We start from the raw sequence: 22,429 nt of genomic DNA on the forward strand, positions 1-22,429 counted from the left end.
CCATGGATCTGACGATCGGCGTGCTCGGCTTCGTGGCCGTGCTCGTGCTGGGCATCCTGCGCGTGCCCGTGGCCGTGGCGATGGCCGTGGTCGGCCTGGCCGGCGGTGCGGCTCTGGGCGGGCTCGACGGCATTCTCTATCTGTCGGGCACGCTGCCCTATGACGCGGTCTCGCCCTATGGCCTGTCGGTCGTGCCGCTTTTCGTGATGATGGGCGTGTTCGCCGGCCGGGCCGGGCTGTCGCGGGCGCTTTACGACGTGGCGGATCTTCTGGTCGGCCGCTTCCGCGGCGGCCTCGCCATGGCGACGATCGGCGCCAGCGCCGGCTTCGGTGCGATCTGCGGCTCCAGCCTCGCCACCTGTGCGACCATCGGCAAGGTGGCGCTGCCCGAAATGCGCCGCCACGGCTATCCAGACGATCTGGCGGCGGGCGCGGTTGCGGCCGGCGGCACGCTGGGCGTGCTGATCCCGCCCTCGGTGATCATCGTGCTCTATGCGCTGATCACCGAACAGTCGATCGGCGCATTGTTCGCCGCCGCCCTGATCCCCGGGCTGATCGCCACCCTCTATTACATGATCGCCGCCCGGATCTCCGCCCGCCGGCTGCCGCGGCGCGGCGAGCGCCCGCAGGACGCCGCGCAAAAGCGCGGCGGGGGCCTGCGCCTGCTCGCCATCGCCGATATCGTGGTGCTGTTCGGCCTGGTGATCGGCGGCATCTATGCCGGCCTGTTCTCCCCCACCGAAGCGGCCGCGATCGGTGCCGGCGGTGCCGCCCTGCTCGCCTGGGTGCGCGGCGGGCTGAAGGGCGGCGAGCTGCGCGGCGCGATGGTGGAAACCGCGCTCACCTCGGGCATGATCTTCCTGATCCTGATCGGCGCGGCGCTGTTCAACTATTTCGTCGAGACCTCGGGCCTGCCCCAGGCGCTGGTGGGCGCGATCGCGGCCGCCGGCCTCGGCCAGCTGGAAGTCATCCTGCTGCTGGTCGCCTTCTATCTGGTGCTCGGCTGCTTCATGGACAGCATGTCGATGGTGCTGCTGACGGTGCCCGCGGTCTTCCCGCTGATCCAGGCCAGCGGCATCGATCCGATCTGGTTCGGCATCCTGCTGGTGACGGTGGTCGAACTCGGCCTGATCACGCCGCCGATCGGCATGAACCTGTTCGTGCTGAAGGGCATCGATGCCCGGCTCGATCTGGGTGTGGTGATCCGCGGCGTGCTGCCCTTCATCGGCGCCGATGTGGTGCGGGTGGTCACGCTGATCGCCCTGCCCCAGGTCGTGCTGTTCCTGCCCCATCTGCTCGGCTTCTGAGGACCCCGCCCCCATGACCATCGAACCCGATACCGGCGGAACCGATACCGTCTTCCACGGCTATTTCCGCTCCTCCGCCGCCTATCGCTGCCGGATCGCCTTCAACCTGAAGGGCTTTGCGCCAGCGCAGCGCTTCGTGCATCTGCGCAAGGGCGAACAGAAGAGCGCGGCCTACAAGGCGCTCGCGCCCGCAGGGCTGGTGCCGGCGCTGGAAACGCCCCGGGGCGTGCTCACCCAGTCGCTCGCGATCATCGAATGGCTGGACGAGACCATGCCCGATCCGGCGCTGCTGCCGGCAGATGCCTGGACGCGCGCCAAGGCCCGCGCCTTCGCCCAGACCATCGCCTGCGACATCCACCCGGTGAACAATCTGCGGATCCTGGGCTATCTCAAGACCCCGCTCGGCCACGACCAGGCGACCGTCGACACCTGGTACCGCCACTGGATCGCCGAGGGCCTGAGTGCCGCGGAAGCCCTGGCGCAGGATGCCGGCGGACACGGCCGTTTCCTGTTCGGCGACCGGCCGGGCCTCGCCGAAATCTGCCTGGTGCCCCAGCTCTACAATGCCCGCCGCTTCGCCTGCCCGATGGAGGCCTATCCGCGGCTGCTGGCGGTGGAAGCGGCCTGCAACGCCCTGCCCGCCTTCGCAGACGCCGCCCCCGATCGCCAGCCGGACGCCGAGGGCTGAGGGCCAGGGTCGCTGAGGGCCAGGGTGGGGGCGTCTCAGACCTGAAAAACGGGCGGACGAAGATCAGGCTGGTAAGGCCATCCGCTCGTTTTTCGTTTCGCGACGGCCTGGAGGACCGCCAGATCAGACATCGTCCTCGTCCTCATCGAGCTGATAGACGGGGCGAGGTTCCGCCTGGCCGGATGTCAGGGATGCGATGACGGCAAGAACCGCCGGCAATGCCTTGCGCGGCACGAGCACGGGTTCCAGATCGAGCACCCGGGCCAGTTCGATCAGGCTGGAGAGCTGCAGATCGACGGTGCCGGTCTCGATCTTCGAGATGTGACTCTGGGGCAGGCCGGTCAGCGAACCAAGGGCCCGCTGCGTAAGGCCCTTGCCCTGCCGTGCGGCCTTCAGCTCCTGGGCAATGTCGGGAATCTCGTACATCTGATCTGCTTTCGTATATATCGACCTGCGCGACATATACTAAAACAGATCAGACTCTCCCGCGACCTCAACTCCGGGCGCCGGCGACCTTCGCCAGCATGGCCACGGCGCGGTCGACCTCGGCCTCGGTGGTGAAGCGGCCGAGGCCCAGGCGCAGGGCCGCCGTCACCCGCGCCTCGGCGAGTTTCAGCGCCCGGAGCACGTAGGACGGCTCCACCGCCGCCGAGGAACAGGCCGAACCGGCCGACATGGCGATGTCGGGCAGCGCCCGGATGATCCGGTCGGCCTCGGTGCCGGGGATCGAGAGATTAAGGTTGTGCGGCACGCGCGGCATATGGCCGGGGGCTTCGCTTCCGGTGAAGGCGGCGCCGTTGATTTCGGGCGTGAGCCCGGCGGCGGTCAACCCCGCCAGCAGGCGCAGATGCAGCCGGCCGATGCGCTGCGTTTCTTCCGGCCCTTCCTGACGCGCCAGACGGGCCGCCTCTCCCAGGCCGACGACCAGGGGGGTCGGCAGGGTGCCGGCCCGCAGGCCGCGTTCCTGACGGCCGCCATCGAACAGCGGCTGGATGCGGTCCTCGATCCCCCGGCGCACGAACAATGCGCCCACGCCCTTGGGGCCGTAGATCTTGTGGCCCGACAGGCTGAGCATGTCGACGGGGGCACGGCGCAGGTCGAGCGGGATGCGCCCTGCCGCCTGGGCGGCGTCGGTATGGACCAGGGCGCCCCGCTCATGGGCGCGGGCGGCGATGTCGGCGACCGGCTGGACGGTGCCGATCTCGTTGTTCACCGCCATCACCGAGACCAGCAGCGTGTCGTCGCGCAGCACCGCCGCGACCGCATCGGCCCGCACGATGCCGTCGGGGCCGGGCGGCACCACCGTCACCTCGAAGCCATGGGCTGCTGCCATGCGCTCGGCCGCCGCCAGCACGCAGCGATGCTCGATCGCGCTCACCACCAGATGGCGGCGCGGATCGCCGGCCGCCACCGCCGCCAGCGCCACGCCCTTGATCGCGAGGTTGTTCGATTCGGTGGCGCCCGAGGTGAAGACGATCTCGCCCTGATCGGCGCCGATCAGGGTCGCGACCTGGCGCCGCGCCTTGACCACCGCGGCATCGGCATCCCAGCCCCAGCGATGGGTGGCGGAATGCGGATTGCCGAACTGGGTGGTGAGATAGGGCATCATCGCCTCAAGCACCCGCGGGTCCATGGGCGTGGTCGCCTGGTTGTCCAGATAGATCGGCGCCGCCGGACAGTCGGTATCGTCGCTCATGCGGCCGGGAGCCTCCATAGCGGTCATCGCATCACGTCTCCGTCACCGGCCCGATCGGGCCCCCGGTTGTCGTTCCGTCGCAGCCGGCACCCGCCAGATGACGCGCGCGCCGCAGATCTCATTCGGCGGCCACCCGGTTCCGCCGGGCCGCCATGCGGCACCAGGCGGCAATGAAGGCCTCGGCATCATCGGCCGTGCTGCCGGCCCCCAGGCTGACCCTGATCGCCTGGCCGGCCAGATCCCCCAGCCCCATCGCGGCCAGCACCGGGCTTGCCGCCACCTTGCCCGAGGAGCAGGCGGAGCCGGCCGAGACCGCGATCCCGGCCAGATCCATCCGCATCACCTGGGTTTCGGCGGCGATGCCCGGCAGCACCACCGACAGGGTGTTGGCGACCCGGCCGAAGGCGGCATCGCGCCCCGGGAACAGGACATCCGGCGCCGCATCGGCAAGTGCCGCCTGGATCCGGTCGCGCAGCGCCGCCAGACGCAGCGCTTCGGCCGCCCGATCCGTGGCGCACAGCACCGCGGCCGCCGCCCCGAAACCGGCAATGCCGGCCAGGTTCTCGGTACCGCCGCGACGGCGGTATTCCTGCCCGCCGGGGATCAGCGCCGCAGGTTCGATCTCCGGCCCCGCGACCAGTACGCCCACACCCTTGGGGCCGCCGATCTTATGGGCGGAGAGTGACAGGAAATCGACGGCACCGCACAAGGTTCCGAGGTCGAGCCGTCCGGCGGCCTGCACCGCATCGCAGGCGACGCGCCCGCCCCGGGCATGGACCAGCGCCGCGATCTCCGCCACCGGCTGGATGACCCCGGTCTCGTTGTTGACCGCCATCACCGCGACCAGCGCCCCGGCGCCGCCATCCGGCAGCCGATCCAGCACGGCCGCGACCGCATGCGGGTGGACGACGCCCTGATCGTCGACCGGAATGCGCGGGGCATGGGGCGCCGCCGCCAGCACGCTGTCATGCTCCACGGCCGACACCGCAAGCGGGCCCATCCCCGCCTGATGCCCCCTGGCCTGATGCAGCATCCAGGCATTGGATTCGCTGCCGCCCGAGGTGAACAGCACCCGGTCGGGCCGGGTGCCGCAGAGTGCGGCGATCTCGGCCCGGGCCTGTTCCACCACCGCCCGCGCGGCGCGGCCTTCGGCATGAACCGAGGACGGGTTGCCGGCCAGATCCAGCACCTCGATCATCCGCGCCCGCGCCGCCGGCAGCAACGGCGCACCGGCATTGTGATCCAGGAAATGACGCACGGCACCGGTCATGGGTGATCATCCCGATGCGCCGCGGCCAGATCGGCGATGCTGACCCGGGCGAGCCTGTCGCGGACCCCGGCATCGACCGCCTGCCAGAGGGCGACCACGCCGCAGCCGAAACGGCCTTCCACCCCACGCAGCCGGCCATCGCCGCCTTCGACCGCGGCCACCACATCGGCGACGCTGATCGCCTCGGGCGCGCGGGTCAGGCAGTAGCCGCCGGCGGCCCCCCGGGCGCTGCGCACCAGGCCGCGCCGGCGCAGCTTGCGGAACAGCTGCTCCAGATAGGCGGGCGGGATGTCGGCACAGGTCGCGATGTCGGAAATACAGGTCGGCGTGGCGCAGCGCCGCCGGGCCAGTTCGACCATGGCCACCACGGCGTAATGCGCGCGCGCCCCCACCCGGACCACGCCCGAGCCGCCCGCCGCCTCCCGCGCGGCCGGGCGGGCGCGCCGGGGCAGATCGGCGGTCCCGGAACAGTCGGGGTCGGCGGTTTCGATCGCGGCACTGTCGAAGCTGTCGGGCATGGGGCGCAGCCTGGCGTTTGTGGGGCGGGTGGGCGCAGATCCGGAAAGGTCAGCGCCGGTCTGCGGCGCCGGGCAGGCGATGGATGCGGGCTTCGGCATCGGTGACCGCCCGGGCATGGGCGTCGGGGTCGAGCCCGGCCTCCAGCTCGCTCACCCGCGCCGACAGGCGCTGCACCTCGCTCAACAGCCCGTCGACGATCCGCGACATCGGGTCCGGCAGGTCGGGAGTGCCGATCGCATAGGCGTCGAAACGGCGCATCTCTTCGTCCAGCCCGCCGCGGGCCTTGACGATCCGGCCCGGGATGCCGACCACGGTGGCGCCCGGGGGAACGTCCTTGACCACCACGGCGTTGGAGCCGATGCGGGCATCGGCGCCGACCGTGATCGGCCCCAGAACCTTGGCACCCGCCCCCACGATGGTGCCTTCCAGCACGGTGGGATGGCGCTTGCCCTTCTCCCAGCTGGTGCCGCCCAGCGTCACGCCCTGATAGAGGGTGACGTTGTCGGCGATCTCGGTGGTTTCGCCGATCACCACGCCCATGCCGTGGTCGATGAAGAAGCCATGGCCGATGGTGGCGCCGGGATGAATTTCGATGGCCGTCAGGAAGCGCCCCAGATGCGACACCCAGCGCCCGAGCAGCTTGAAATTCCGCCGCCACAGCCAGTTCGCGACCCGGTAGATCATGATCGCGTGGAAGCCGGGATAGCAGAGAATCACCTCCAGCCGGCTGCGCACCGCGGGGTCACGATCGAACACCACGTCGATCTCGCGTTTCAGGCTCTTGAACATGGCCTCGCACCGTGTGATATCATCCGCCACCCTGCGTCCGGCGACGGACTCCGTTATGGCGCCCCGACCGCTGCGCGCGACCCGACGTCGTTTCGACGGACTCTACGGATATCCGACCGAAACAGTCAAGATTGTCCGTCATCACCGGCCCCCGCCCGGGCGCTTAGACGTCGGCAACGACAATACTGGGAGCAGCAATGCCCGAAGTGATCATCAACGGACCCGAAGGACGCCTTGAAGGCCGGTATCACCACGGGACGGCGAAAAACGCGCCGATCGCGCTGATCCTGCATCCGCATCCGCAGCATGGCGGCACGATGAACAACAAGGTGGCCTACACCTTGTTCCAGACGTTCAAGGCCCGCGGCTTTTCGGTGCTCCGCTTCAACTTCCGCGGCGTCGGCCGGTCCCAGGGCAGTTTCGACAACGGCCAGGGCGAACTGTCGGATGCGGCATCGGCCCTCGACTGGATGCAGAACTACAACCCGAACGCCACCGGCTGCTGGATCGCCGGCTTCTCGTTCGGGGCCTGGATCGCCATGCAGCTGCTGATGCGCCGGCCCGAGATCGACGGCTTCATCTCGGTCGCGCCGCCGGCGAACATGTATGATTTCACCTTCCTCGCCCCCTGCCCGTCTTCGGGCCTGATCATCCATGGCGACCGCGACGACATCGTCTCGCCCGATTCGGTGACCAAGCTGGCGGCGAAGCTCAACAGCCAGAAGGGCATCACCATCGAGCACAAGGTGGTGCCCGGCGCCGACCATTTCTTCGGCCAGCAGCTGGAGACGGTGGCGGCGCTCAGCGACGATTATCTGACCCGCGCGGGGCTTTGAACGGTCAGCCGGGGGCGTCATGTGGCAGGTATGAAAGGGAAGACCATCATGCGTGCAACCGACGCTCCCCCCTTTATTCCGGTCGGCAAGATCAAGAGCTTCGGGCATTTCGGACCAAAATACGAAGTGGGACACGCCCTTCGTCAGCTGGATGACGGCGATTGGATGGTCGAGATCACGATGGTCGAGACCGGCGAAACAGCCGAATACCGCCTGACGCACCTGTCTGATGATCCCGAGGGGCGGTAGGGCGAAAAGAACGACCGAAGGGCACATGCAGGTCGTTACGGATCTTTTCCCGCTTAAGGCCTGACATGCCCCCTCAGCTGCGCCTCAACAGGCGCAGCGCATTGGCGGTGACCAGCACGGTGGCGCCGGTATCGGCCAGGATCGCCGGCCACATGCCGGTCAGTCCCGCGATGGTGGTGACCAGGAAGACCAGCTTCAGGCCGATCGCGATCGCGACGTTCTGACGGATCACGCCCATGGTCCGGCGCGACAAGTCGATCAGCGCCGGCACGCCGGTGACGCGGTCGTCGAGCAGGGCCGCATCGGCGGTTTCCAGCGCCACATCGGTGCCGCCGCCCATGGCGATGCCGACCGAGGCCGCCGCCAGCGCCGGGGCGTCGTTGATGCCGTCGCCGAGTTTGGCGACCGGGCCGCGGCCGGTGCGGGTCAGATCCTGCACGATCCGGGCCTTGTCTTCGGGCATCAGCCCGCCATGGCCCTCGATGCCGAGACGGGCGGCCATGGCCGATGCGGTGGCCGGGGTGTCGCCGGTCAGCATCACCGCACCGATGCCGCGGCGCTTCAGCGCCGCCAGCCCGTCCAGCGCATCGCCGCGCGGGGCATCCTCCATCGCGATCAGGCCCAGCGGCCGGCCGGCCTCGGCCAACACCGCGATGCTGTGGCCGGCCTCCCCCGCGCGCGCGATCGCCGCGGCCAGGTCCGCCTCATTCTGTCCGCGGCCATTGCCGAGCAGAAGGCTGCGTCCCTCGACCACCCCGCTCAACCCCTCCCCCGGGATCGCACGAACATCGCGCGCCGGCGGCAGGGTCAGGCCGCGGGTGCCGGCCTCGTCCAGGATCGCCCGGGCGATGGGGTGGGCGGCGCCGGTCTCCAGCGCCGCCGCCAGGCGGACGACATCATCGGCCGCCAGCGTGCCGAAACCTTCGACCGTCACCACCCGCGGCCGGCCCTCGGTCAGGGTGCCGGTCTTGTCGAAGGCGACGGTGCGGATGGCGGCCAGCTTTTCCAGCACCGCACCGCCCTTGATCAGCAGCCCCCGGCGGGCGCCGGCTGCAAGCCCCGACGCGATCGCCGCCGGGGGCGAGATCACCAGCGCGCAGGGGCAGGCGATCAGCAGCAAAGCGAGGCCGCGATAAATCCACACCGACCAGTCGGCCCCGGCCAGCAGCGGCGGCAGCACGGCGGTGGCGAGCGCCAGCCCCACCGCGATCGGCATGTAGATCCGGGCGAAGCGGTCGATGAAGCGGGCGACCGGGGCCTTGGCCTCCTGCGCCTCTTCCACCAGCCGCACCACCCGGGCGATGGTGTTGTCGGCGGCGGCGGTCGTCACCCGGATGGTGATTGCACGATCCTGGACGACGGTGCCGGCGAAGACGTCGTCGCCGGTCAGCTTCTCGCGCGGGACCGATTCGCCGTTGACCGGGCTTTCATCGATCAGCGCCGCCCCCTTGATGACCGCACCGTCGGCCGGCACCCGGTCGCCCGGGCGGACCAGAACATGATCGCCGACGGCAAGATCGGCCGCGGGCACCTCGCGCACGCTGCCGTCGGCAGCAACCCGCCGGGCCGTGCGCGGCACCAGATCGGCCAGCGCCTTGATGCCCTTGCGCGCCCGGGCGGCGGCAACGCCTTCCAGCAGCTCGCCCACCGCGAACAGGAAGACCACCGTCGCGGCTTCGCCGGCAGCCCCGATCGCCAGCGCGCCGAGCGCCGCGATGGTCATCAGCATCTCGATGGTCAGAACGGATCCGCCGCGCGCCGCACGAAACGCCTGGCGCGCAACCGGTGCCAGCCCGATCAGCGCCGCGATCACGAAGGGCCAGGGATCGGCCACCGGCCAGGTCACCTCCAGCACCATCGCCACGGCCAGCATCAGCCCGGCGATGCCGACCAGCCGCGCCTTGGGGGTCTGCCACCAGGGGCCGTCGATCGCGGCGCCATGGGCGTGCCCCTGGCCGGTATCGTCACCATGATCGTGACCGTGATCATGGCCGCAGCCCGCCGCCTGTGGACCACCGATGGTGTAGCCGAGCGCCGTGATCGCCGCCTCCACCGCCGGCCGGTCCGGGGGCGTGGCGCCGGCGGGCGTCTCCACCCGCACCGTGCCGCCGGTCACGTTGACGCTGACATCCGACTGCGGTGCGACCCGGCCGACCGCCCGCTCGATCTTGAGCGCACAGGAGGCGCAGTCCATGCCGCCGACCGACAGGCGGAGCACGGGGGCGGCACCGCCTTCGATGGCGGCTTCGGGGTCGTGAGGGCTGGCACGTCGCATCGCAGGGCCTCGCAGTTCGGGGGGAACGTCCTTGGATGCCCCCGATCCTGAGACCTACAGCGACTGTAGCTTCAAGCCCTTTTTTGCGAGCCGGTCGCACCCCACATGTCGAACAGCATTCCCGAGGGGAGACCCGGCATGACCGGCGGCAGGGCCGCGGCCCTTTCCATCGGATCCCTGGCGCGCGAGACCGGCGCCAAGGTCCAGACCATCCGCTATTACGAACAGATCGGCCTGCTGCCGGAACCGGCGCGCACCGCCGGCAATCAGCGGGTCTATGGCAAGAGCCATCGCGACCGGCTGGCCTTCATCCGCCATGCCCGCGAACTGGGCTTCCCGCTGGATGCGATCCGCGAACTGCTCTCGCTTTCGGACGACCCGGCCGCCCCTTGTGCGACCGCCGACCATATCGCCCGCGACCAGCTGGCGGCGGTGGAAGCGCGCATCCGCCGGCTGAAGGCGCTGAAGATCGAACTCGAACGCATGCTTTGCGATCATGCCCGCACCGGCACGATCGCCGATTGCCGGGTGATCGAGGTGCTGGCCGATCACAGTCACGGGCATTGCGTGGTTCATCACGAAGAAGCGGAGGCCGGGGCGGAGCCGGCCGACATGGCCGCTGCCGTGAAAACTTCGTGAGGCATCAGGAAGCCCGCGTCAGAGGCGTGGGAGTGTGATATCCAAAAGCGTCGGGTCGCGTGAACAGGCCTGATGCAGTGTGACGGACGGGCAGTCAGGCGGACGGGCAGTCAGGCAGACGGGACGGGCGGGCATGGTGACGTTTTCGATGAAGCGGGCGGGCTGTGCGGAGCATCGCCGGACCGCACGTGGCCGGGGCAGCGATTTTGTCGCCTTCTTTCGCGCCTGGATGGGCGATCCGCTCCGGGTCGCCTCGGTGATGCCCTCGGGCGAAGGGCTGGCACGGCTGATCACGTCTGAAGTGACGCCTGCAACCGGCCCGGTCCTGGAACTCGGCCCCGGCACCGGCGTGTTCACCCGGGCCCTGCTGGCGCGCGGCGTGGCCGAACGCGACCTGACCCTGATCGAATTCGGCGCCGAATTTGCCGGCATGCTGACCCGCCGCTTCCCCGAAGCGCGCATCGTGCAGGCCGATGCGGCGAAGCTGAAGCAGTGCCGGCTGTATGACGGCGCCCCGGCCGGCGCGGTGATCAGCGGCCTGCCGGTGCTGTCGATGCCCGCCCGCAAGGTGATGGCGATCCTGACCGGCGCCTTCGGCTATCTGAAACCGGGCGGCGCCTTCTACCAGTTCACCTATGGGCCGCGCTGCCCGATCTCGCGCCGGATTCTGGACCGGCTGGGGCTGAAGGCGGTCAAGATCGGCTCCACCCGCCGCAATCTGCCGCCGGCCTCGGTCTATCGGATCACCCGGCGGCCGGCGCTGAAATCAGCGGTTGCGGCCTGATACCTGACCCACCACCTGCGCCCGGTGCAGCGCCCCGCCGGTGACCGCACCGTCGGTGGCGGTGGTCGAGGCGTAGGAGAGGGCGAGCCCGTCGGCCGCCCGAACCGCCAGCACCGCGAAGGCCTGGGCTTCAAGCGCATCGCCGTCGAGACCGACCTCGTCCACCGGCGCGACCGGCAGGTTGGACCGCGCGGCGATGGCGGCGCGCAAGGTGCGGTTGTGGCGGCCGCCACCCGCCAGCAGCACCCGTTCCGGCGGTTCGGCACCGGCGGCGACCGCCAGGCTGAGGCCGCGGGCGACCGCACGGGCGGTGAACTGCGTCAGCGTTGCGGCCGCATCGGCCAGCGGCAGATCCGCCACCAGGTCGAGTGCCGCGGCGAAGCGGTCGCGATCGAGCGATTTGGGCGGCGGCCGGTCGAAGAAGGGATCGGCGAGCAGCCGGCCCAGGATCGCCTCGTCGGCATGACCGCCCGCAGCCGTGCCACCATCCTGATCGAAGGCCTGGCCGGTGCGGCGACGCATCAGATCGTCGATCAGCGCCCCGCCCGGCCCGCAATCGAAGGCGAGCAGCCCGCCATCGGCACCGATGAAGGTGAGATTGGCGACGCCGCCGATGTTCAGCACCGCAACCGGCGGCGCCACCCCCGCCCAGGCCATCATCGCCCGATGGACCACCGGCACCAGCGGCGCGCCCTCCCCGCCCCGGGCCATGTCGGCGCGGCGGAAATCGGAGACCGTGTCGATGCCGGTCAGGGCGGCGAGCCTTGCGCCATCGGCCAGTTGCACGGTGATGCCCTCGTCCGGCAGATGCAGCACGGTCTGGCCATGAAAGCCGATCAGCCGGACATGGGGGGCGATCTCAGGCACCGTTTCCAGCAGCGCGGTCACGGCGTCGGCCTGGGCGCGGGTCAACGCCGCCTCGGCCCGGGCGGCATCGACGAGCGGCGCGCGGCCGCCCAGCAGCCGGGACAGCGCCTCGCGCAGATCCGCCGGATAGGGCCGGAACAGGGTCGGCCCGAAGCCGGTGATGTCGACCCCGTCGGTTTCGACCAGGGCGGCATCAATGCCGTCGAGCGAGGTGCCGCTCATCAGCCCCCCCGCCCAGACCGGCCGGCGGCGCGGCGCGCCGTCATCGGCAGAGGCGGCAATGACGGTGGGGTCGGGATCGGCCGGCACCGGCCGGCCGGCCATGCGGGCTGCGATGGCGACCAGCGATGGCGGAGCGGGGAAGCCCAGCGCGCGGGCGCGCGACCAGTCCTGTGCCGCCGGCCAGCCGGTGACGGCGGCCGTGGGCGCCGCCTCGGGGGCGATGGTGATCAGTCCCGCCGCCTCTGGCCCCGCGACGCGGGCAACGGCGCCGACAAGATCCCCCGCCCGTATGGTGCGCGCAGGCAGGGCCACCAGCGGGTCGCCGCCCAGCGCCGCCGCCGGCAGACCGGCCAGCCGGATCAGCCCGTCCACGGTGGAGGCGACATCGGAAACCGCAAGCTTCAGCCCCGCCGGCAGCGGCAGAACCACCGCCTCTCCGGCAGGTGCTGCCGACAGCACCCGGGCCAGGCGGGCGACCGCGCTGGTGCCGCCGACAGCGGCCGGCCGGTCGATGATGCTGGCGATGCGGGCGATGCGCGGATCGACCACGCCGCGGCGGCCGGCATCGGCGAGCAGCAGCTCGGCCGCGGCCTTGGTCGCGCCATAGGTGGTGGCCGGGCGCGGCGCATCGTCGTCGCCGGCTGTCGCCCGCGCCGTCCGCCCGCCATGGACCGAAATGGTCGAGGCGAAGACCAGCCGCGTCTGCCGCCCGCTTGCGGTGATCGCCCCGATCAGATGACGCACGGCATCGAGATTGAGCGCGGCCGCGGCCTCGGGATCGGCCTCGCCCGAGGGCGTGTTGCCGGCGGCCAGATGGAAGATCAGATCGGCCCCCGCACCGATCAGCGCCCGCACGGCATCGGCGCGGGTCAGATCGACGGCAAGCGGGCCGCCGCGGGCGACCTCGTCCAGCCGCTCGATCGGCCGGGCGGTGCCGTCGATCAGGATCGTGCCCGCCGCCTTCAGCTGCCCGACCAGCGCCCGGCCGATGAAGCCGGTCGCCCCGGTCACGATGATGCGCATCGGTCACGTCCCTCCGAGACTGCGTTGATCTGCCTGACGACGGATCGTCATCCCGCGGCCGGTCATCTGGCGGCCCGTCATCTGGCGGCCCGTCATCTGGCGGTGCGGGCGGTTTCGTGCTACATCCGCCCGCGTATCCAAACCCGGTCGGCCCCCTGAACCATCCACGGCCGGCCGCTTTCGTGCAAGAGGAACCCTGCCGATGACCGATCGCCGCTACGTGTCCGACTTCGTGCGCGTAATGGTCGAGCGCGGCTATCTCCACCAGGCAACCGACCTGGAGGGGCTGGACGAGCGCTTGAACCAGGGCACGGTCGCCGGCTATATCGGCTTCGACTGCACGGCCAAAAGCCTGCATGTCGGCAGCCTGGTGCAGATCATGATGCTGCGCTGGCTGCAGAAGACCGGCCACAAGCCGATCGTGCTGCTGGGCGGCGGCACCACCCGGATCGGTGATCCGACCGGCCGCGACGAGGCCCGCAAGATGCTCGACGATGCCGCCATCGCCGAGAACATGACCGGCATCCGGCAGGTCTTCGACAAGTTCGTGCAGTTCGGCGACGGCGCCACCGATGCGGTGATGGTCAACAATGCCGACTGGCTGGACGGGCTGGGCTACATCTCATTCCTGCGCGACTATGGCCGGCACTTCTCGGTCAACCGCATGCTGACCTTCGAGTCGGTCAAGCTCCGGCTGGAGCGCGAGCAGCCGATGTCGTTCCTGGAATTCAACTACATGATCCTCCAGGCCTACGACTTCCTGGAACTGTCGCGCCGGCAGAACTGCCTGCTGCAGATGGGCGGCTCGGACCAGTGGGGCAACATCATCAACGGCGTGGAGCTGGGCCGACGGGTGGACGAGCGCGGCCTGTTCGGCCTGACCTCGCCGCTGATCACCCTCGCCTCGGGCCAGAAGATGGGCAAGACCGCGGGCGGTGCGGTGTGGCTGAACGCCGAGATGCTGTCGGCCTATGACTACTGGCAGTTCTGGCGCAACACCGCCGATGCCGATGTCGGCCGCTTCCTGAAGCTGTTCACCGAACTGCCGCTGGACGAAATCGCCCGGCTGGAAGCGCTGGGCGGCGCCGAGATCAACGAGGCCAAGAAGATCCTGGCCTACGAGGCGACGAAGATGGCGCATGGCGAAGAGGCGGCGCTCTCCGCCGCCGAAACCGCCCGCCGCACCTTTGAGGAAGGTGCCGCCGGCGAGGATCTGCCGGTGATCGTGATCCCCGCCGCCGAACTGGATGCCGGCATCCCGGCCTTCGAACTCTTCGCCCGCGCCGGCCTCGCCCCCAGCCGCAAGGAAGCCCGCCGCACCATCCAGGGCGGCGGCGCCCGCCTGAACGGCGAGAAGATCGAGGACGAACAGCAGCCGATCACCACAGCCTGGCTGGCCGATGGCCAGATCAAACTGTCGGCCGGACGCAAGCGCCACGCGCTGGTGAAGATCGGCTGAGCCGCACCGGGCAAGCGGTCGGGACGACATGCGGGCGGCACCGGTTGGGGTCGCCCGTTTTCCTATGCGCGCGCCATCATGTCGACGGAGTCCGTTCTCCGCGTTCATATAGCTCGTCGCGCGTCCACCTGCCGGCATTCACGACGTCCTGTCGGGACAGGCGGTCGAGCAGGCGTCGGCGCGCTGCAGTCACCCGCACCTCTTCGTCCTGGTCATCGACCGGCAGGGAACTGCGGGTCGCGTCATCTTCCGTCATCCTGATGGCCTCCCCGGCTGGTGCGTCGCGTCGAGTTTACGACGCCGCCTCAAACGCCGCACCGATCTCCAGCATCACCTCGTCCGAGACCATCGGCACGATATAGGTCATGCCGAAATCGCTGCGGCGGATGGTGGTCTCGGCCTCGAAGCCGATGGTGGCGGCCTGGTTCATGGGGTTGATGCCGGCGCCGGTGAAGCGGGCGTCGAGCACCACCGGCCTGGTGACGCCGCGGATGGTGAGGTCGCCGGTGATCTTCGCCGTCAGGCCGTCCACCTCGACCGCGGTGGAGCGGAAGGTGATGGTGGGGTGGGATGCCATGTCGAAGAAATCGGGGCTCCGCAGATGCTCGTCCAGCTCCGCGCTGGTGGTGACCAGGCCGTCGACCGGAACCTCCATCGCGACGCTGGCTTTCGACGGGTCGGCCGGATCGATCTGAAGCGTGCCGCTGGCGCCGCCGGCGATGCCGCGATAGGCGTTGAAGCCGAAATGGTCGACCGTGAAGGTGATCTGGGTATGGGCGGGATCGGCCGTGTAGCGGCCCGCGGCCACCCGTGACGGATCGGCCGCACCCGGCACCTGCTGCGCCATGGCCGGGACGGCAACGGCGCCGAGGCCCAGGCCGGCGCTGAGGCCCAGGCCGGTGCTGAGGATCGCGGCGGAGAGAACGGTCTTCATCATCGGCGGCATCCGATCATCCTTTCGAAACCGGTGGACGGCATATCTGCCCCGCAGTCTTTCACATCCGTCGTGACCATTGCGTGTGCGCAGCCGCGTGACACCCCGCACAGCCCTGCCCCGATCGCAGGGCGGCCGCGCAAGGAGGGGGCTTGCCCTCAAGGCCGATCCGGCATAAATGTCGCCAGACAATCATTAGCACCCTATATATGTGGTCCCTATGAAATCCCGTCCCGCCACCCTGCGCTCCGACGTCACCAACGAGCTGGCCACCGCCAGCCGCAAGATGCGCACCGGTTTCGATGCGCTGGTCCGCACCCGCGGACTGACGCTGGCCCGGGCGCGGGCGCTGATGCTGCTGGCCCGCCATCCGGGGATCAGCCAGACCGAACTGGCCGGGCTGCTGGAAATCGAGAACCCGACCGTGGTCCGCCTGCTCGACGGGCTGGAGAAACAGGGGCTGATCCGGCGGACGCCCGCCGAGACCGACCGGCGGGTGAAGCGGATCGATCTGACCGTGGAGGCCGAAGACCAGGTCGATGAGATCGAGGATCTGGCCGAGGTGATGCGCGGCACCATGGCGCGCGGCATCGCCGAGGCCGATCTGACCGTCACCCTGAACGTGCTGCGCCGGATGATCGCCAATCTGGAGAGCGGTCCCGCCGCCGATGACGGGGAGGCGGATTGAGGTGACCGAGGAGCCCGGCATCCCCATCCGGCGGATGATCGCCTGCATCGCGACCTCGGCCCTGCTCTGGTCGGCGCAGGGCCTGGGCATGAACCTGATTGCCGCCAACACCAGCCAGATCTCGGGCGCGCTCGGCGCCACCACCAACGAGACGATGTGGCTGGTGGCGGCCTATATGGCGCCCAATGTCAGCCTGACCATGCTGCTGACCAAGGTGCGCAACCAGTTCGGCCTCAGGCGCTTCACCGAAATCGGCATCGCGCTCTTCGTCGCGGTGTCGTGCCTGCATCTCTTCGTCCAGGATCTGCATGCGGCCCTGGTGGTGCGCTTCCTGGCCGGGGTCGCCGCCTCGCCCATGTCGACGCTCGGCTTCCTTTATATGCTGGAAGCCTTCCCGCAATCGAAGAAGCTGTCCTGGGGGCTCAGCCTCGCGCTCACCTGCACCACGCTCAGCGCGCCGCTCGCCCGGATCATCTCACCCGCTTTGCTCGATCTCGGCCTCTGGCACGGGCTTTATCTGATGGAGGCGGGGGTCGCCCTGATCGCCATGGCCGCCGTGCACCGGCTGCCGCTGACGCCGATCCCGCATACGAAGATGCTCCACCCGCTGGATGCCGTCAGCTACCCGCTGGTCGCGACCGGCTTCGGCCTGCTGGCGGTGGTGATGGTGATGGGCCGCTATGTCTGGTGGCTGGAGGCGCCGTGGATCGGGATCTGCCTCGCCCTCTCCGCCCTCTGCATCACCCTGGCCGCCGCGATCGAGATCCATCGCGAAACGCCGTTGCTCAACATCCGCTGGCTGACCAGCCCCGAGATCCTGCATGTGGCGGCCATCCTGCTGGTTTTCCGGCTGGTGCTGTCGGAACAGACCTCGGGCGCCTTCGGCCTGTTCCAGACGCTGGGCCTGCTCAACGATCAGAGCCGGTCCCTGCAGGTCGTGATCCTGCTGGCCTCGATCGCGGGCGGGATAACCTGCGGGATGCTGCTGAAGCCGGGGCGTGACGCCGCCTTTCACGCGGTGGCCCTGCTCTGCATCATGGCGGGCGCCTTCATGGACGGTCATGCGACCAGCCTGACCCGCCCGGGCCAGATGTATCTGAGCCAGGCCCTGATCGCCTTCGGCGGCATGCTGTTCCTGCCGCCGGCCATGCTGACCGGGCTGATGCACACCCTGAAACAGGGGCCCACCTTCATCACCAGCTTCATCGCCGTCTTCCTGTTCACCCAGAGCCTGGGCGGGCTGATGGGCTCGGCCCTGTTCGGCAGCTTCGTCACGCTGCGCGAGAAGTTTCATTCGGCCCGGCTGGTCGAGGATGTGGTGCTGACCGATCCGCTGGTCGCGGCGCGCGTGAAGCAGCTGGGCGGCGCCTATGGTCATGTGCTGACCGATCCGGCGCTGACCAATGCCGAGGGCATCGCCCTGCTCGCAAAACAGGCGACGCGCGAGGCGACGGTGCTCGCCTATAACGACGCCTTCCTCGCCATTTCGGCCCTGGCAGCCCTGGCGCTTGCCGGCCTTGTCCTCCATCTGCTCGTCGCCCGGGTCCACCGGACGGCGGATGCGATCGCTTCCTGATGTCCCCATGGCCAAGAAAATCTTCCATTTCAAGACTCTGATCATCCTCGCCGCCGGCCTTGCAGGTGCGCTGCTCGTCCTTTACGCCTGGCGGCTGCCGCCCTTCGACAGCGGCGTCGAGGTCACCGAGAACGCCTATATCCGCGGCCGGGTCACCCTGCTCGCCCCCCAGCTTTCGGGCTATGTGACGGATATCGCGGTCAGGGATTTCGAGACGGTCCGGGCCGGCCAGGTGCTGGTGCGGATCGACGACCGGATCTATGCCCGCCGGCTGGAGCAGGCCGAGGCGGAGCTGGCCGGCAGGCAGGCCGCGCTGGCCAATGCCGATCAGGACCGGCTTGCCGCCGAGGCGCGCATCGCCTCGGCGAAAGCGGCGGTCGACAGCGCGCAGGCGGCCCTGACCCGCAGCCGCGCCGATGCGGGCAGGGTGGATGCGCTGATCACCCGCGGCGCCGCAACGCGCGCCGCGGCCGATGCCGCCCACGCCGCCCGCGACCAGGCGGCCGCCGCCCTCGCCCAGACAGAGGCGGCGGTGGAGGTGGCGAAACAGGATCTCCAGAGCGTGATCGTCGGCCGCGGCACGCTGGACGCGGCGGTGGAAGCGGCACGCGCGGCGGTGCGGCTGGCGCGGATCGACCTCGACAATACCCGGATCACCGCGCCGGTCGACGGGCGGATGGGCGAGATCGGTGTCCGGCTCGGCCAGTATGTCACGGCCGGCACCCAGCTGGCGGCGATCGTGCCGGCCGATCGCTGGATCATCGCCAATTTCAAGGAAACCCAGCTCAGCGGCATGCGGCCCGGTCAGCCGGTCTCGTTCACCGTCGATGCCCTGCCCGGCCAGAGCTTCCGGGGGCGGATCGAGCGCTTCTCCCCCGCCACCGGCTCGGAATTCGCGGTGCTGAAGCCCGACAACGCCACCGGCAACTTCACCAAGGTGGCGCAGCGCCTGCCGGTCCGGATCGCGATCGACGGCGACCAGCCGGCGCTGGACGGTCTGGCACCGGGGCTGTCGGTGGTGGTGCGGGTCGATACCGACGGCGGTGCCGGCCGCGGCTGATCGGCCATCAACGATTGAAGTCCGGCTTGGGATCGGTGCCGGTCGGCGGGCTGCCGGCCTTGCCCGTCACCCCGTCGGCGATGGCGCCGAACAGGTTGCGCAGAAAGCCAGGTGCCAGGGCGGCGAGCGGGTTGACGCTGACATCCGGGTCGTCGAGCGGCCCCTTCAGCCGATAGGTGGCGGCGAAGATGCCGCTGCCCTCCTCCCCCACCAGCAGATCGCCGATCACCGGGATGCGGCCGATGGCGCTGTTCAGGGTATAGAGCGGCACCAGCGTGCCGGCCATGTCGATGGTGCCGCCGTCGATATCGATCTGCCCCGAGGCGGTGACGCCGACCTCGCTGCCATGGGCCCGGGCCTCGGACAGCGTGACGACCCCGTCCTCGTAGACGAAATCGCCGTCGAGCACGCTGAAGGCGATACCGTCGCGCCCGCCCAGCTTGTCGGACACCCCGGCCGGCGAGGCCGTCGCCAGGGCGCGGGCGATGGCGGGCGCGTTCTGCAGGCGATAGTCGCGGCCGACCAGATGGCCGCGGATCAGATCATGGGCGACGCTGTCGTCGATCACCCCGTCGATCACCATCGATCCGCCGGCAATGCGGCCACGCAGCCCGGCAAAGGCTATGAGATCGTCCATCCGGTCGGTCTCCAGCCGGATGGTCCGGCCGCCGATGGCGGCGGCACCGCCACCGATCGCGACCGACACCATGCCCGGCCCGCGATTGCCGGCAGCCGCCGCGGTTTCCGGCGCCACCGGCAGCACCGCCTGCAGCCGCGCCTCGCGCCAGTGGCCGTTCGCGATCGAGACCGAGCCGCGGGCCCGGTCCAGATGCCGTTCATCGTCGATCCGCACCCGATCGAGCGCCAGTTCCAGATCGATCCGCTTCGGCGGTGCCGCCGGATCGCGGAGATCGGCGGCCGTCTCGCCGCCCTTGCGGTCGATCAGCGGTTCGACATCGAGCATCCGCCCGGCCAGCGAGACCCTGTCGGCCGCACCGTCGCGGCCGGCGCGATAATCGATCCGCAGCCGGCTGTCGCCCAGATCGAAGCGCGCGATCTTCGCCTCCAGCAGCCGGCCCGCCGCCACCCTGAGCGTGCCGAGCGAATAGAGATCGCCCGCCTCGACACGCAGATCGCGGATGTCGATGACTTCGCCGCCCGGACCCGCACCGCCCGGCACGGCGTGGGGATGGACCGTGGCCGTCAGCTGCCCGGCGGTTCCGGCGGGCTTGGACCAGCCGATATCGGGGATGGCGAGGCGCGACCGGGCCAGATCGGCATCGACCTGGATGACCGGCTCGTCGGGCTTGCCGCGCGGCACCTCGACCGCAAGCTTCAGGCCGATCGGGCCGGTGAGATAGGGATCCAGGTCGAAGCCGGCACGCTTGCGGGCCGCCTCGTCCAGCGTGCCCGCGACATCCACCCGCCGCTCCCAATCCGTGCGCGCGGCAATCGCCTGCCGCCAGTCGATGTCGAGCGGCGCACCGCCGATCGCCGCCCGGCCGGTCAGCCGCGCCTGGGCATTGTCGACCGCCACCGCGAAACTGCCCTCGGCCATGTCGAGCCCGAGCACCGCGTTGCGCAGCGCCAGCGCCTCGATCCGGCCGCGGGCGGTATAGCGGACATCGGGCTTGTCCTGGCCGAGCGGCAGTTGGAGGGTGAGATCGATATCCGTGCGCCCCTCCAACCCCTCGGGCCTGGACAGGGCCGGGTCGACGAATTCGATCGGCGGCATGGCGAGCACGCGCACCGCATCGGCGACCGGGCCCGAGATCGGGATCATCGACTCCACCCTTGTGGGCTCGGTCTTGACGCCGAAGCCTTCGATGGCGACCCGGGCCGCACCGAGACGGAGCCCGGTATCGCCGGCACGGCCGCCATCCTTCAGATTGAAGCGCAGGCCGCGGAGATCGAAACTGCCGGTGCCGGCCAGATCGCGCGCCGGCGGCAGCGGCCGTTCATAATCGACCGAGATGCCCCGATAGGCGAAATCGCCCTGAATGGCCGAAGGCGCCAGATGCCCGTCGGCCCCCAGCATGCCCGGGCGGATGTCGAGCACCACCGACACGCCGTCGACCCGGCCGCCGCGCACCCGCGAAATCACCCAGTCGCGCGCCGCCTCCTGCTGGCCGAGCGGCCAGTAGCGGTCGATATCGTCGACGGCGAGATCGCCGCCGATCATCCCGCCCGAGATGCCGAGCCCCGCGGCCGGGCCGTTCAGCCCGGTGACGGTGACGCTGCCGCCGAGTGCAGCACCGTCGGCCAGGCGGAGATCGGCACGGGTGACCTCCAGGCGGTTGCCGTCTTCCGTGAGATCGGCGGCGAGCACGACCCGCTCCACCGGCAGCGGCCGGGCGATGACGCCGGGCCAGTCGACCTCTCCCGCCCCCGCCGTGGCATGGAGGCGCAGCCGATCGATCCGACGATCGGCCATCTTCATCTCCACCACCCCCTGCAGCGGCAAAGCGAGGCCGTCGAAGGGCGCCGGCAGGCCGAGCACGGCCGCAATCCGGTCGACGCGGGTGGGATGGATGGTCAGGTCCAGATCGGCCGCACCCTGATCGGGGATGACCACGCCGCCCAGCGAGGCGCCGACCGCCTCGCCCGCGACGTCGCCCGACAGCTCGACCGCGACCCGGATCCGCTCCCCCTCGCGGATCAGGCGCAGATCCTGACCGGAAACCTGGCCCGAAAAGCCGGCGACGCCATCCTGATAGGTGACGTCCACCGCCGCCACACGGACCAGTTGCACCCGGGTCATGTCCAGCGCCCAGGCGCCCGGGTCGGTCATCTGATTGAGCCAGCCGCGCAGCCGGTCGACATCGGAGGCGGGTTCGGCCGGCACCGGCGGAGCGGCGGGGTCGGCGGCGCGGAGTTCCGGATCGGGTGCCACCGGCTCGGGCAGCGGCGCATCGGCATCGAAAAGCGGCCTCAGCTGCGCGATCGGCAGCCCGTCTTCGGGCGCCCGGGCACGTTCGAGCGGCGCCGCATCGAGCAGGGCCAGCGAGACCTCGCCCGAGGGTGCGCGCTGGACGGCCAGTTCGACGCCGGTCACCTCCAGCACCGTGGGCACGATGCGCTGGGCGATCAGGTCGCCGACCGACAGCCCGATCCGAAGGCCGGGCAGGCGCAGCACCGGCTGGTTGAACCGGTCGATGATCCGGACGTCCTCGACCGCCAGGGTGAGGGCGACATTGGTGGCGTCGAGCGAGAGCCGGGCCTCGCCGGCATCGATCCGGAAGCGGCCCTCGGCCAGTTCCAGCCGGTCGGCGATCCACGGCCCGGCCGGCCCCAGATCGACCGGCCCCGCGGCCAGCCGGAAGCCCGCAGCCGCCAGCGCCAGAATGACGACCAGCAGCAGCCCGAGCACAAGACGGACGACCCAGGTCGAGATCCTGACGATCATGCGGGCGCGTCCTTACTGTCCTGATGGGCCGGCGGCAGGCGGCAGTGGAGGCGATGCACCGGGTCTTGCGTCCCGGCAGGGGTTATGATCCGGTGTCTAGCAGGTAATGCCGGTCGCGCGAAGCGCCAAGACGGTGTCCGTC

20 protein-coding genes are annotated in these 22,429 nt (G+C 70.2%); 10 read left to right on the forward strand and 10 right to left on the reverse strand.

Annotated elements, in window-relative coordinates; all coding sequences use genetic code 11:
- The first annotated feature begins 2 nt into the window (after positions 1-2).
- Positions 3-1,307, forward strand: coding sequence for a TRAP transporter large permease (locus CMO28_RS20380; RefSeq protein WP_296716288.1), 1,305 nt, complete (start codon positions 3-5; stop codon positions 1,305-1,307).
- Between the two features lie 13 nt (positions 1,308-1,320).
- Positions 1,321-1,995: a maleylacetoacetate isomerase gene (gene maiA / locus CMO28_RS20385; RefSeq protein ID WP_296716290.1), complete on the forward strand. Its 675-nt coding sequence runs from the start codon at positions 1,321-1,323 to the stop codon at positions 1,993-1,995.
- A 123-nt stretch (positions 1,996-2,118) separates the two neighbouring features.
- Here the strand turns inward: maiA and CMO28_RS20390 are convergent, their stop codons facing one another.
- The 5 genes from CMO28_RS20390 to cysE all read right to left on the reverse strand — a co-directional run bounded on the left by CMO28_RS20390 (position 2,119) and on the right by cysE (position 6,299).
- Entirely contained in the window at positions 2,119-2,421 is a 303-nt protein-coding gene (locus tag CMO28_RS20390; protein ID WP_296716292.1) for a helix-turn-helix domain-containing protein, read from the reverse strand.
- Positions 2,422-2,488: 67 nt separating this feature from the next.
- Complete coding sequence (locus CMO28_RS20395; RefSeq protein ID WP_296716293.1) at positions 2,489-3,691, reverse strand: cysteine desulfurase family protein; 1,203 nt, start codon at positions 3,689-3,691, stop codon at positions 2,489-2,491.
- A 118-nt stretch (positions 3,692-3,809) separates the two neighbouring features.
- Positions 3,810-4,961, reverse strand: coding sequence for a cysteine desulfurase family protein (locus CMO28_RS20400; protein WP_296716296.1), 1,152 nt, complete (start codon positions 4,959-4,961; stop codon positions 3,810-3,812).
- Complete coding sequence (locus CMO28_RS20405) at positions 4,958-5,479, reverse strand: RrF2 family transcriptional regulator (RefSeq protein ID WP_296716298.1); 522 nt, start codon at positions 5,477-5,479, stop codon at positions 4,958-4,960. Before CMO28_RS20405 ends, CMO28_RS20400 begins: the two co-directional genes overlap by 4 nt.
- 49 nt (positions 5,480-5,528) lie before the next feature.
- A complete protein-coding gene (gene cysE / locus CMO28_RS20410) occupies positions 5,529-6,299 on the reverse strand; it encodes a serine O-acetyltransferase (protein ID WP_228382373.1) in 771 nt (256 codons plus the stop codon).
- 167 nt (positions 6,300-6,466) lie between these two features.
- Between cysE and CMO28_RS20415 the strand changes: the two genes are divergently transcribed.
- Both CMO28_RS20415 and CMO28_RS20420 read left to right on the forward strand, forming a co-directional pair.
- Positions 6,467-7,105: an alpha/beta hydrolase gene (locus CMO28_RS20415; protein WP_062763282.1), complete on the forward strand. Its 639-nt coding sequence runs from the start codon at positions 6,467-6,469 to the stop codon at positions 7,103-7,105.
- Between the two features lie 48 nt (positions 7,106-7,153).
- The gene (locus CMO28_RS20420) at positions 7,154-7,354 is read left to right on the forward strand and encodes a DUF5397 domain-containing protein (protein WP_296716302.1); all 201 of its coding nucleotides are present in this window, start codon (positions 7,154-7,156) and stop codon (positions 7,352-7,354) included.
- A 73-nt stretch (positions 7,355-7,427) separates the two neighbouring features.
- On the opposite strand, the gene CMO28_RS20425 is transcribed toward CMO28_RS20420, so the two are convergent.
- Positions 7,428-9,629 carry a heavy metal translocating P-type ATPase gene (locus tag CMO28_RS20425; protein ID WP_296716305.1) on the reverse strand — a complete coding sequence of 734 codons (2,202 nt, stop codon included), beginning with the start codon at positions 9,627-9,629 and terminating at the stop codon, positions 7,428-7,430.
- Between the two features lie 138 nt (positions 9,630-9,767).
- Between CMO28_RS20425 and CMO28_RS20430 the strand changes: the two genes are divergently transcribed.
- Positions 9,768-10,268, forward strand: coding sequence for a MerR family transcriptional regulator (locus CMO28_RS20430; RefSeq protein ID WP_296716306.1), 501 nt, complete (start codon positions 9,768-9,770; stop codon positions 10,266-10,268).
- A gap of 148 nt (positions 10,269-10,416) precedes the next feature.
- Positions 10,417-11,052 carry a class I SAM-dependent methyltransferase gene (locus CMO28_RS20435; RefSeq protein WP_372021163.1) on the forward strand — a complete coding sequence of 212 codons (636 nt, stop codon included), beginning with the start codon at positions 10,417-10,419 and terminating at the stop codon, positions 11,050-11,052.
- On the opposite strand, the gene CMO28_RS20440 is transcribed toward CMO28_RS20435, so the two are convergent.
- Positions 11,035-13,164 carry an anhydro-N-acetylmuramic acid kinase gene (locus tag CMO28_RS20440; RefSeq protein ID WP_296716311.1) on the reverse strand — a complete coding sequence of 710 codons (2,130 nt, stop codon included), beginning with the start codon at positions 13,162-13,164 and terminating at the stop codon, positions 11,035-11,037. The genes CMO28_RS20435 and CMO28_RS20440 overlap by 18 nt on opposite strands.
- A 202-nt stretch (positions 13,165-13,366) precedes the next feature.
- Here CMO28_RS20440 and tyrS point away from each other — a divergent pair, with 202 nt between their 5' ends.
- Entirely contained in the window at positions 13,367-14,623 is a 1,257-nt protein-coding gene (gene tyrS / locus CMO28_RS20445) for a tyrosine--tRNA ligase (RefSeq protein WP_296716312.1), read from the forward strand.
- Positions 14,624-14,699: 76 nt separating this feature from the next.
- Here the strand turns inward: tyrS and CMO28_RS20450 are convergent, their stop codons facing one another.
- Positions 14,700-14,879 carry a hypothetical protein gene (locus tag CMO28_RS20450; RefSeq protein ID WP_062763955.1) on the reverse strand — a complete coding sequence of 60 codons (180 nt, stop codon included), beginning with the start codon at positions 14,877-14,879 and terminating at the stop codon, positions 14,700-14,702.
- A 36-nt stretch (positions 14,880-14,915) separates the two neighbouring features.
- Positions 14,916-15,560, reverse strand: coding sequence for a YceI family protein (locus CMO28_RS20455; protein ID WP_296716317.1), 645 nt, complete (start codon positions 15,558-15,560; stop codon positions 14,916-14,918).
- Between the two features lie 217 nt (positions 15,561-15,777).
- Here CMO28_RS20455 and CMO28_RS20460 point away from each other — a divergent pair, with 217 nt between their 5' ends.
- From CMO28_RS20460 to CMO28_RS20470, 3 genes are read left to right on the forward strand one after another with little or no spacing between them, the layout of a single operon-like run.
- Complete coding sequence (locus tag CMO28_RS20460) at positions 15,778-16,245, forward strand: MarR family winged helix-turn-helix transcriptional regulator (protein WP_296716319.1); 468 nt, start codon at positions 15,778-15,780, stop codon at positions 16,243-16,245.
- Position 16,246: 1 nt separating this feature from the next.
- A complete protein-coding gene (locus CMO28_RS20465) occupies positions 16,247-17,821 on the forward strand; it encodes an MFS transporter (RefSeq protein WP_296716321.1) in 1,575 nt (524 codons plus the stop codon).
- 7 nt (positions 17,822-17,828) lie between these two features.
- Complete coding sequence (locus CMO28_RS20470; protein ID WP_296716323.1) at positions 17,829-18,881, forward strand: HlyD family secretion protein; 1,053 nt, start codon at positions 17,829-17,831, stop codon at positions 18,879-18,881.
- Between the two features lie 7 nt (positions 18,882-18,888).
- Here the strand turns inward: CMO28_RS20470 and CMO28_RS20475 are convergent, their stop codons facing one another.
- Entirely contained in the window at positions 18,889-22,287 is a 3,399-nt protein-coding gene (locus CMO28_RS20475) for an AsmA-like C-terminal domain-containing protein (protein WP_296716325.1), read from the reverse strand.
- Between the last annotated feature and the right edge of the window lie 142 nt (positions 22,288-22,429).

It is taken from the genome of Tistrella sp., assembly GCF_002684955.1.
In the GTDB taxonomy this organism is placed as follows: Bacteria; Pseudomonadota; Alphaproteobacteria; order Tistrellales; family Tistrellaceae; genus Tistrella; species Tistrella mobilis.

Bases quoted from the DNA above. Each gene is read 5' to 3' on its own strand.
- CMO28_RS20380 (WP_296716288.1), top strand. From the start codon at position 3: ATGGATCTGACGATCGGCGTGCTCGGCTTCGTGGCCGTGCTCGTGCTG.
- maiA (WP_296716290.1), top strand. From the start codon at position 1,321: ATGACCATCGAACCCGATACCGGCGGAACCGATACCGTCTTCCACGGC.
- CMO28_RS20390 (WP_296716292.1), bottom strand. From the start codon at position 2,421: ATGTACGAGATTCCCGACATTGCCCAGGAGCTGAAGGCCGCACGGCAG.
- CMO28_RS20395 (WP_296716293.1), bottom strand. From the start codon at position 3,691: ATGAGCGACGATACCGACTGTCCGGCGGCGCCGATCTATCTGGACAAC.
- CMO28_RS20400 (WP_296716296.1), bottom strand. From the start codon at position 4,961: ATGACCGGTGCCGTGCGTCATTTCCTGGATCACAATGCCGGTGCGCCG.
- CMO28_RS20405 (WP_296716298.1), bottom strand. From the start codon at position 5,479: ATGCCCGACAGCTTCGACAGTGCCGCGATCGAAACCGCCGACCCCGAC.
- CMO28_RS20415 (WP_062763282.1), top strand. From the start codon at position 6,467: ATGCCCGAAGTGATCATCAACGGACCCGAAGGACGCCTTGAAGGCCGG.
- CMO28_RS20420 (WP_296716302.1), top strand. From the start codon at position 7,154: ATGCGTGCAACCGACGCTCCCCCCTTTATTCCGGTCGGCAAGATCAAG.
- CMO28_RS20425 (WP_296716305.1), bottom strand. From the start codon at position 9,629: ATGCGACGTGCCAGCCCTCACGACCCCGAAGCCGCCATCGAAGGCGGT.
- CMO28_RS20430 (WP_296716306.1), top strand. From the start codon at position 9,768: ATGACCGGCGGCAGGGCCGCGGCCCTTTCCATCGGATCCCTGGCGCGC.
- CMO28_RS20435 (WP_372021163.1), top strand. From the start codon at position 10,417: ATGAAGCGGGCGGGCTGTGCGGAGCATCGCCGGACCGCACGTGGCCGG.
- CMO28_RS20440 (WP_296716311.1), bottom strand. From the start codon at position 13,164: ATGCGCATCATCGTGACCGGGGCGACCGGCTTCATCGGCCGGGCGCTG.
- tyrS (WP_296716312.1), top strand. From the start codon at position 13,367: ATGACCGATCGCCGCTACGTGTCCGACTTCGTGCGCGTAATGGTCGAG.
- CMO28_RS20450 (WP_062763955.1), bottom strand. From the start codon at position 14,879: ATGACGGAAGATGACGCGACCCGCAGTTCCCTGCCGGTCGATGACCAG.
- CMO28_RS20455 (WP_296716317.1), bottom strand. From the start codon at position 15,560: ATGATGAAGACCGTTCTCTCCGCCGCGATCCTCAGCACCGGCCTGGGC.
- CMO28_RS20460 (WP_296716319.1), top strand. From the start codon at position 15,778: ATGAAATCCCGTCCCGCCACCCTGCGCTCCGACGTCACCAACGAGCTG.
- CMO28_RS20470 (WP_296716323.1), top strand. From the start codon at position 17,829: ATGGCCAAGAAAATCTTCCATTTCAAGACTCTGATCATCCTCGCCGCC.
- CMO28_RS20475 (WP_296716325.1), bottom strand. From the start codon at position 22,287: ATGATCGTCAGGATCTCGACCTGGGTCGTCCGTCTTGTGCTCGGGCTG.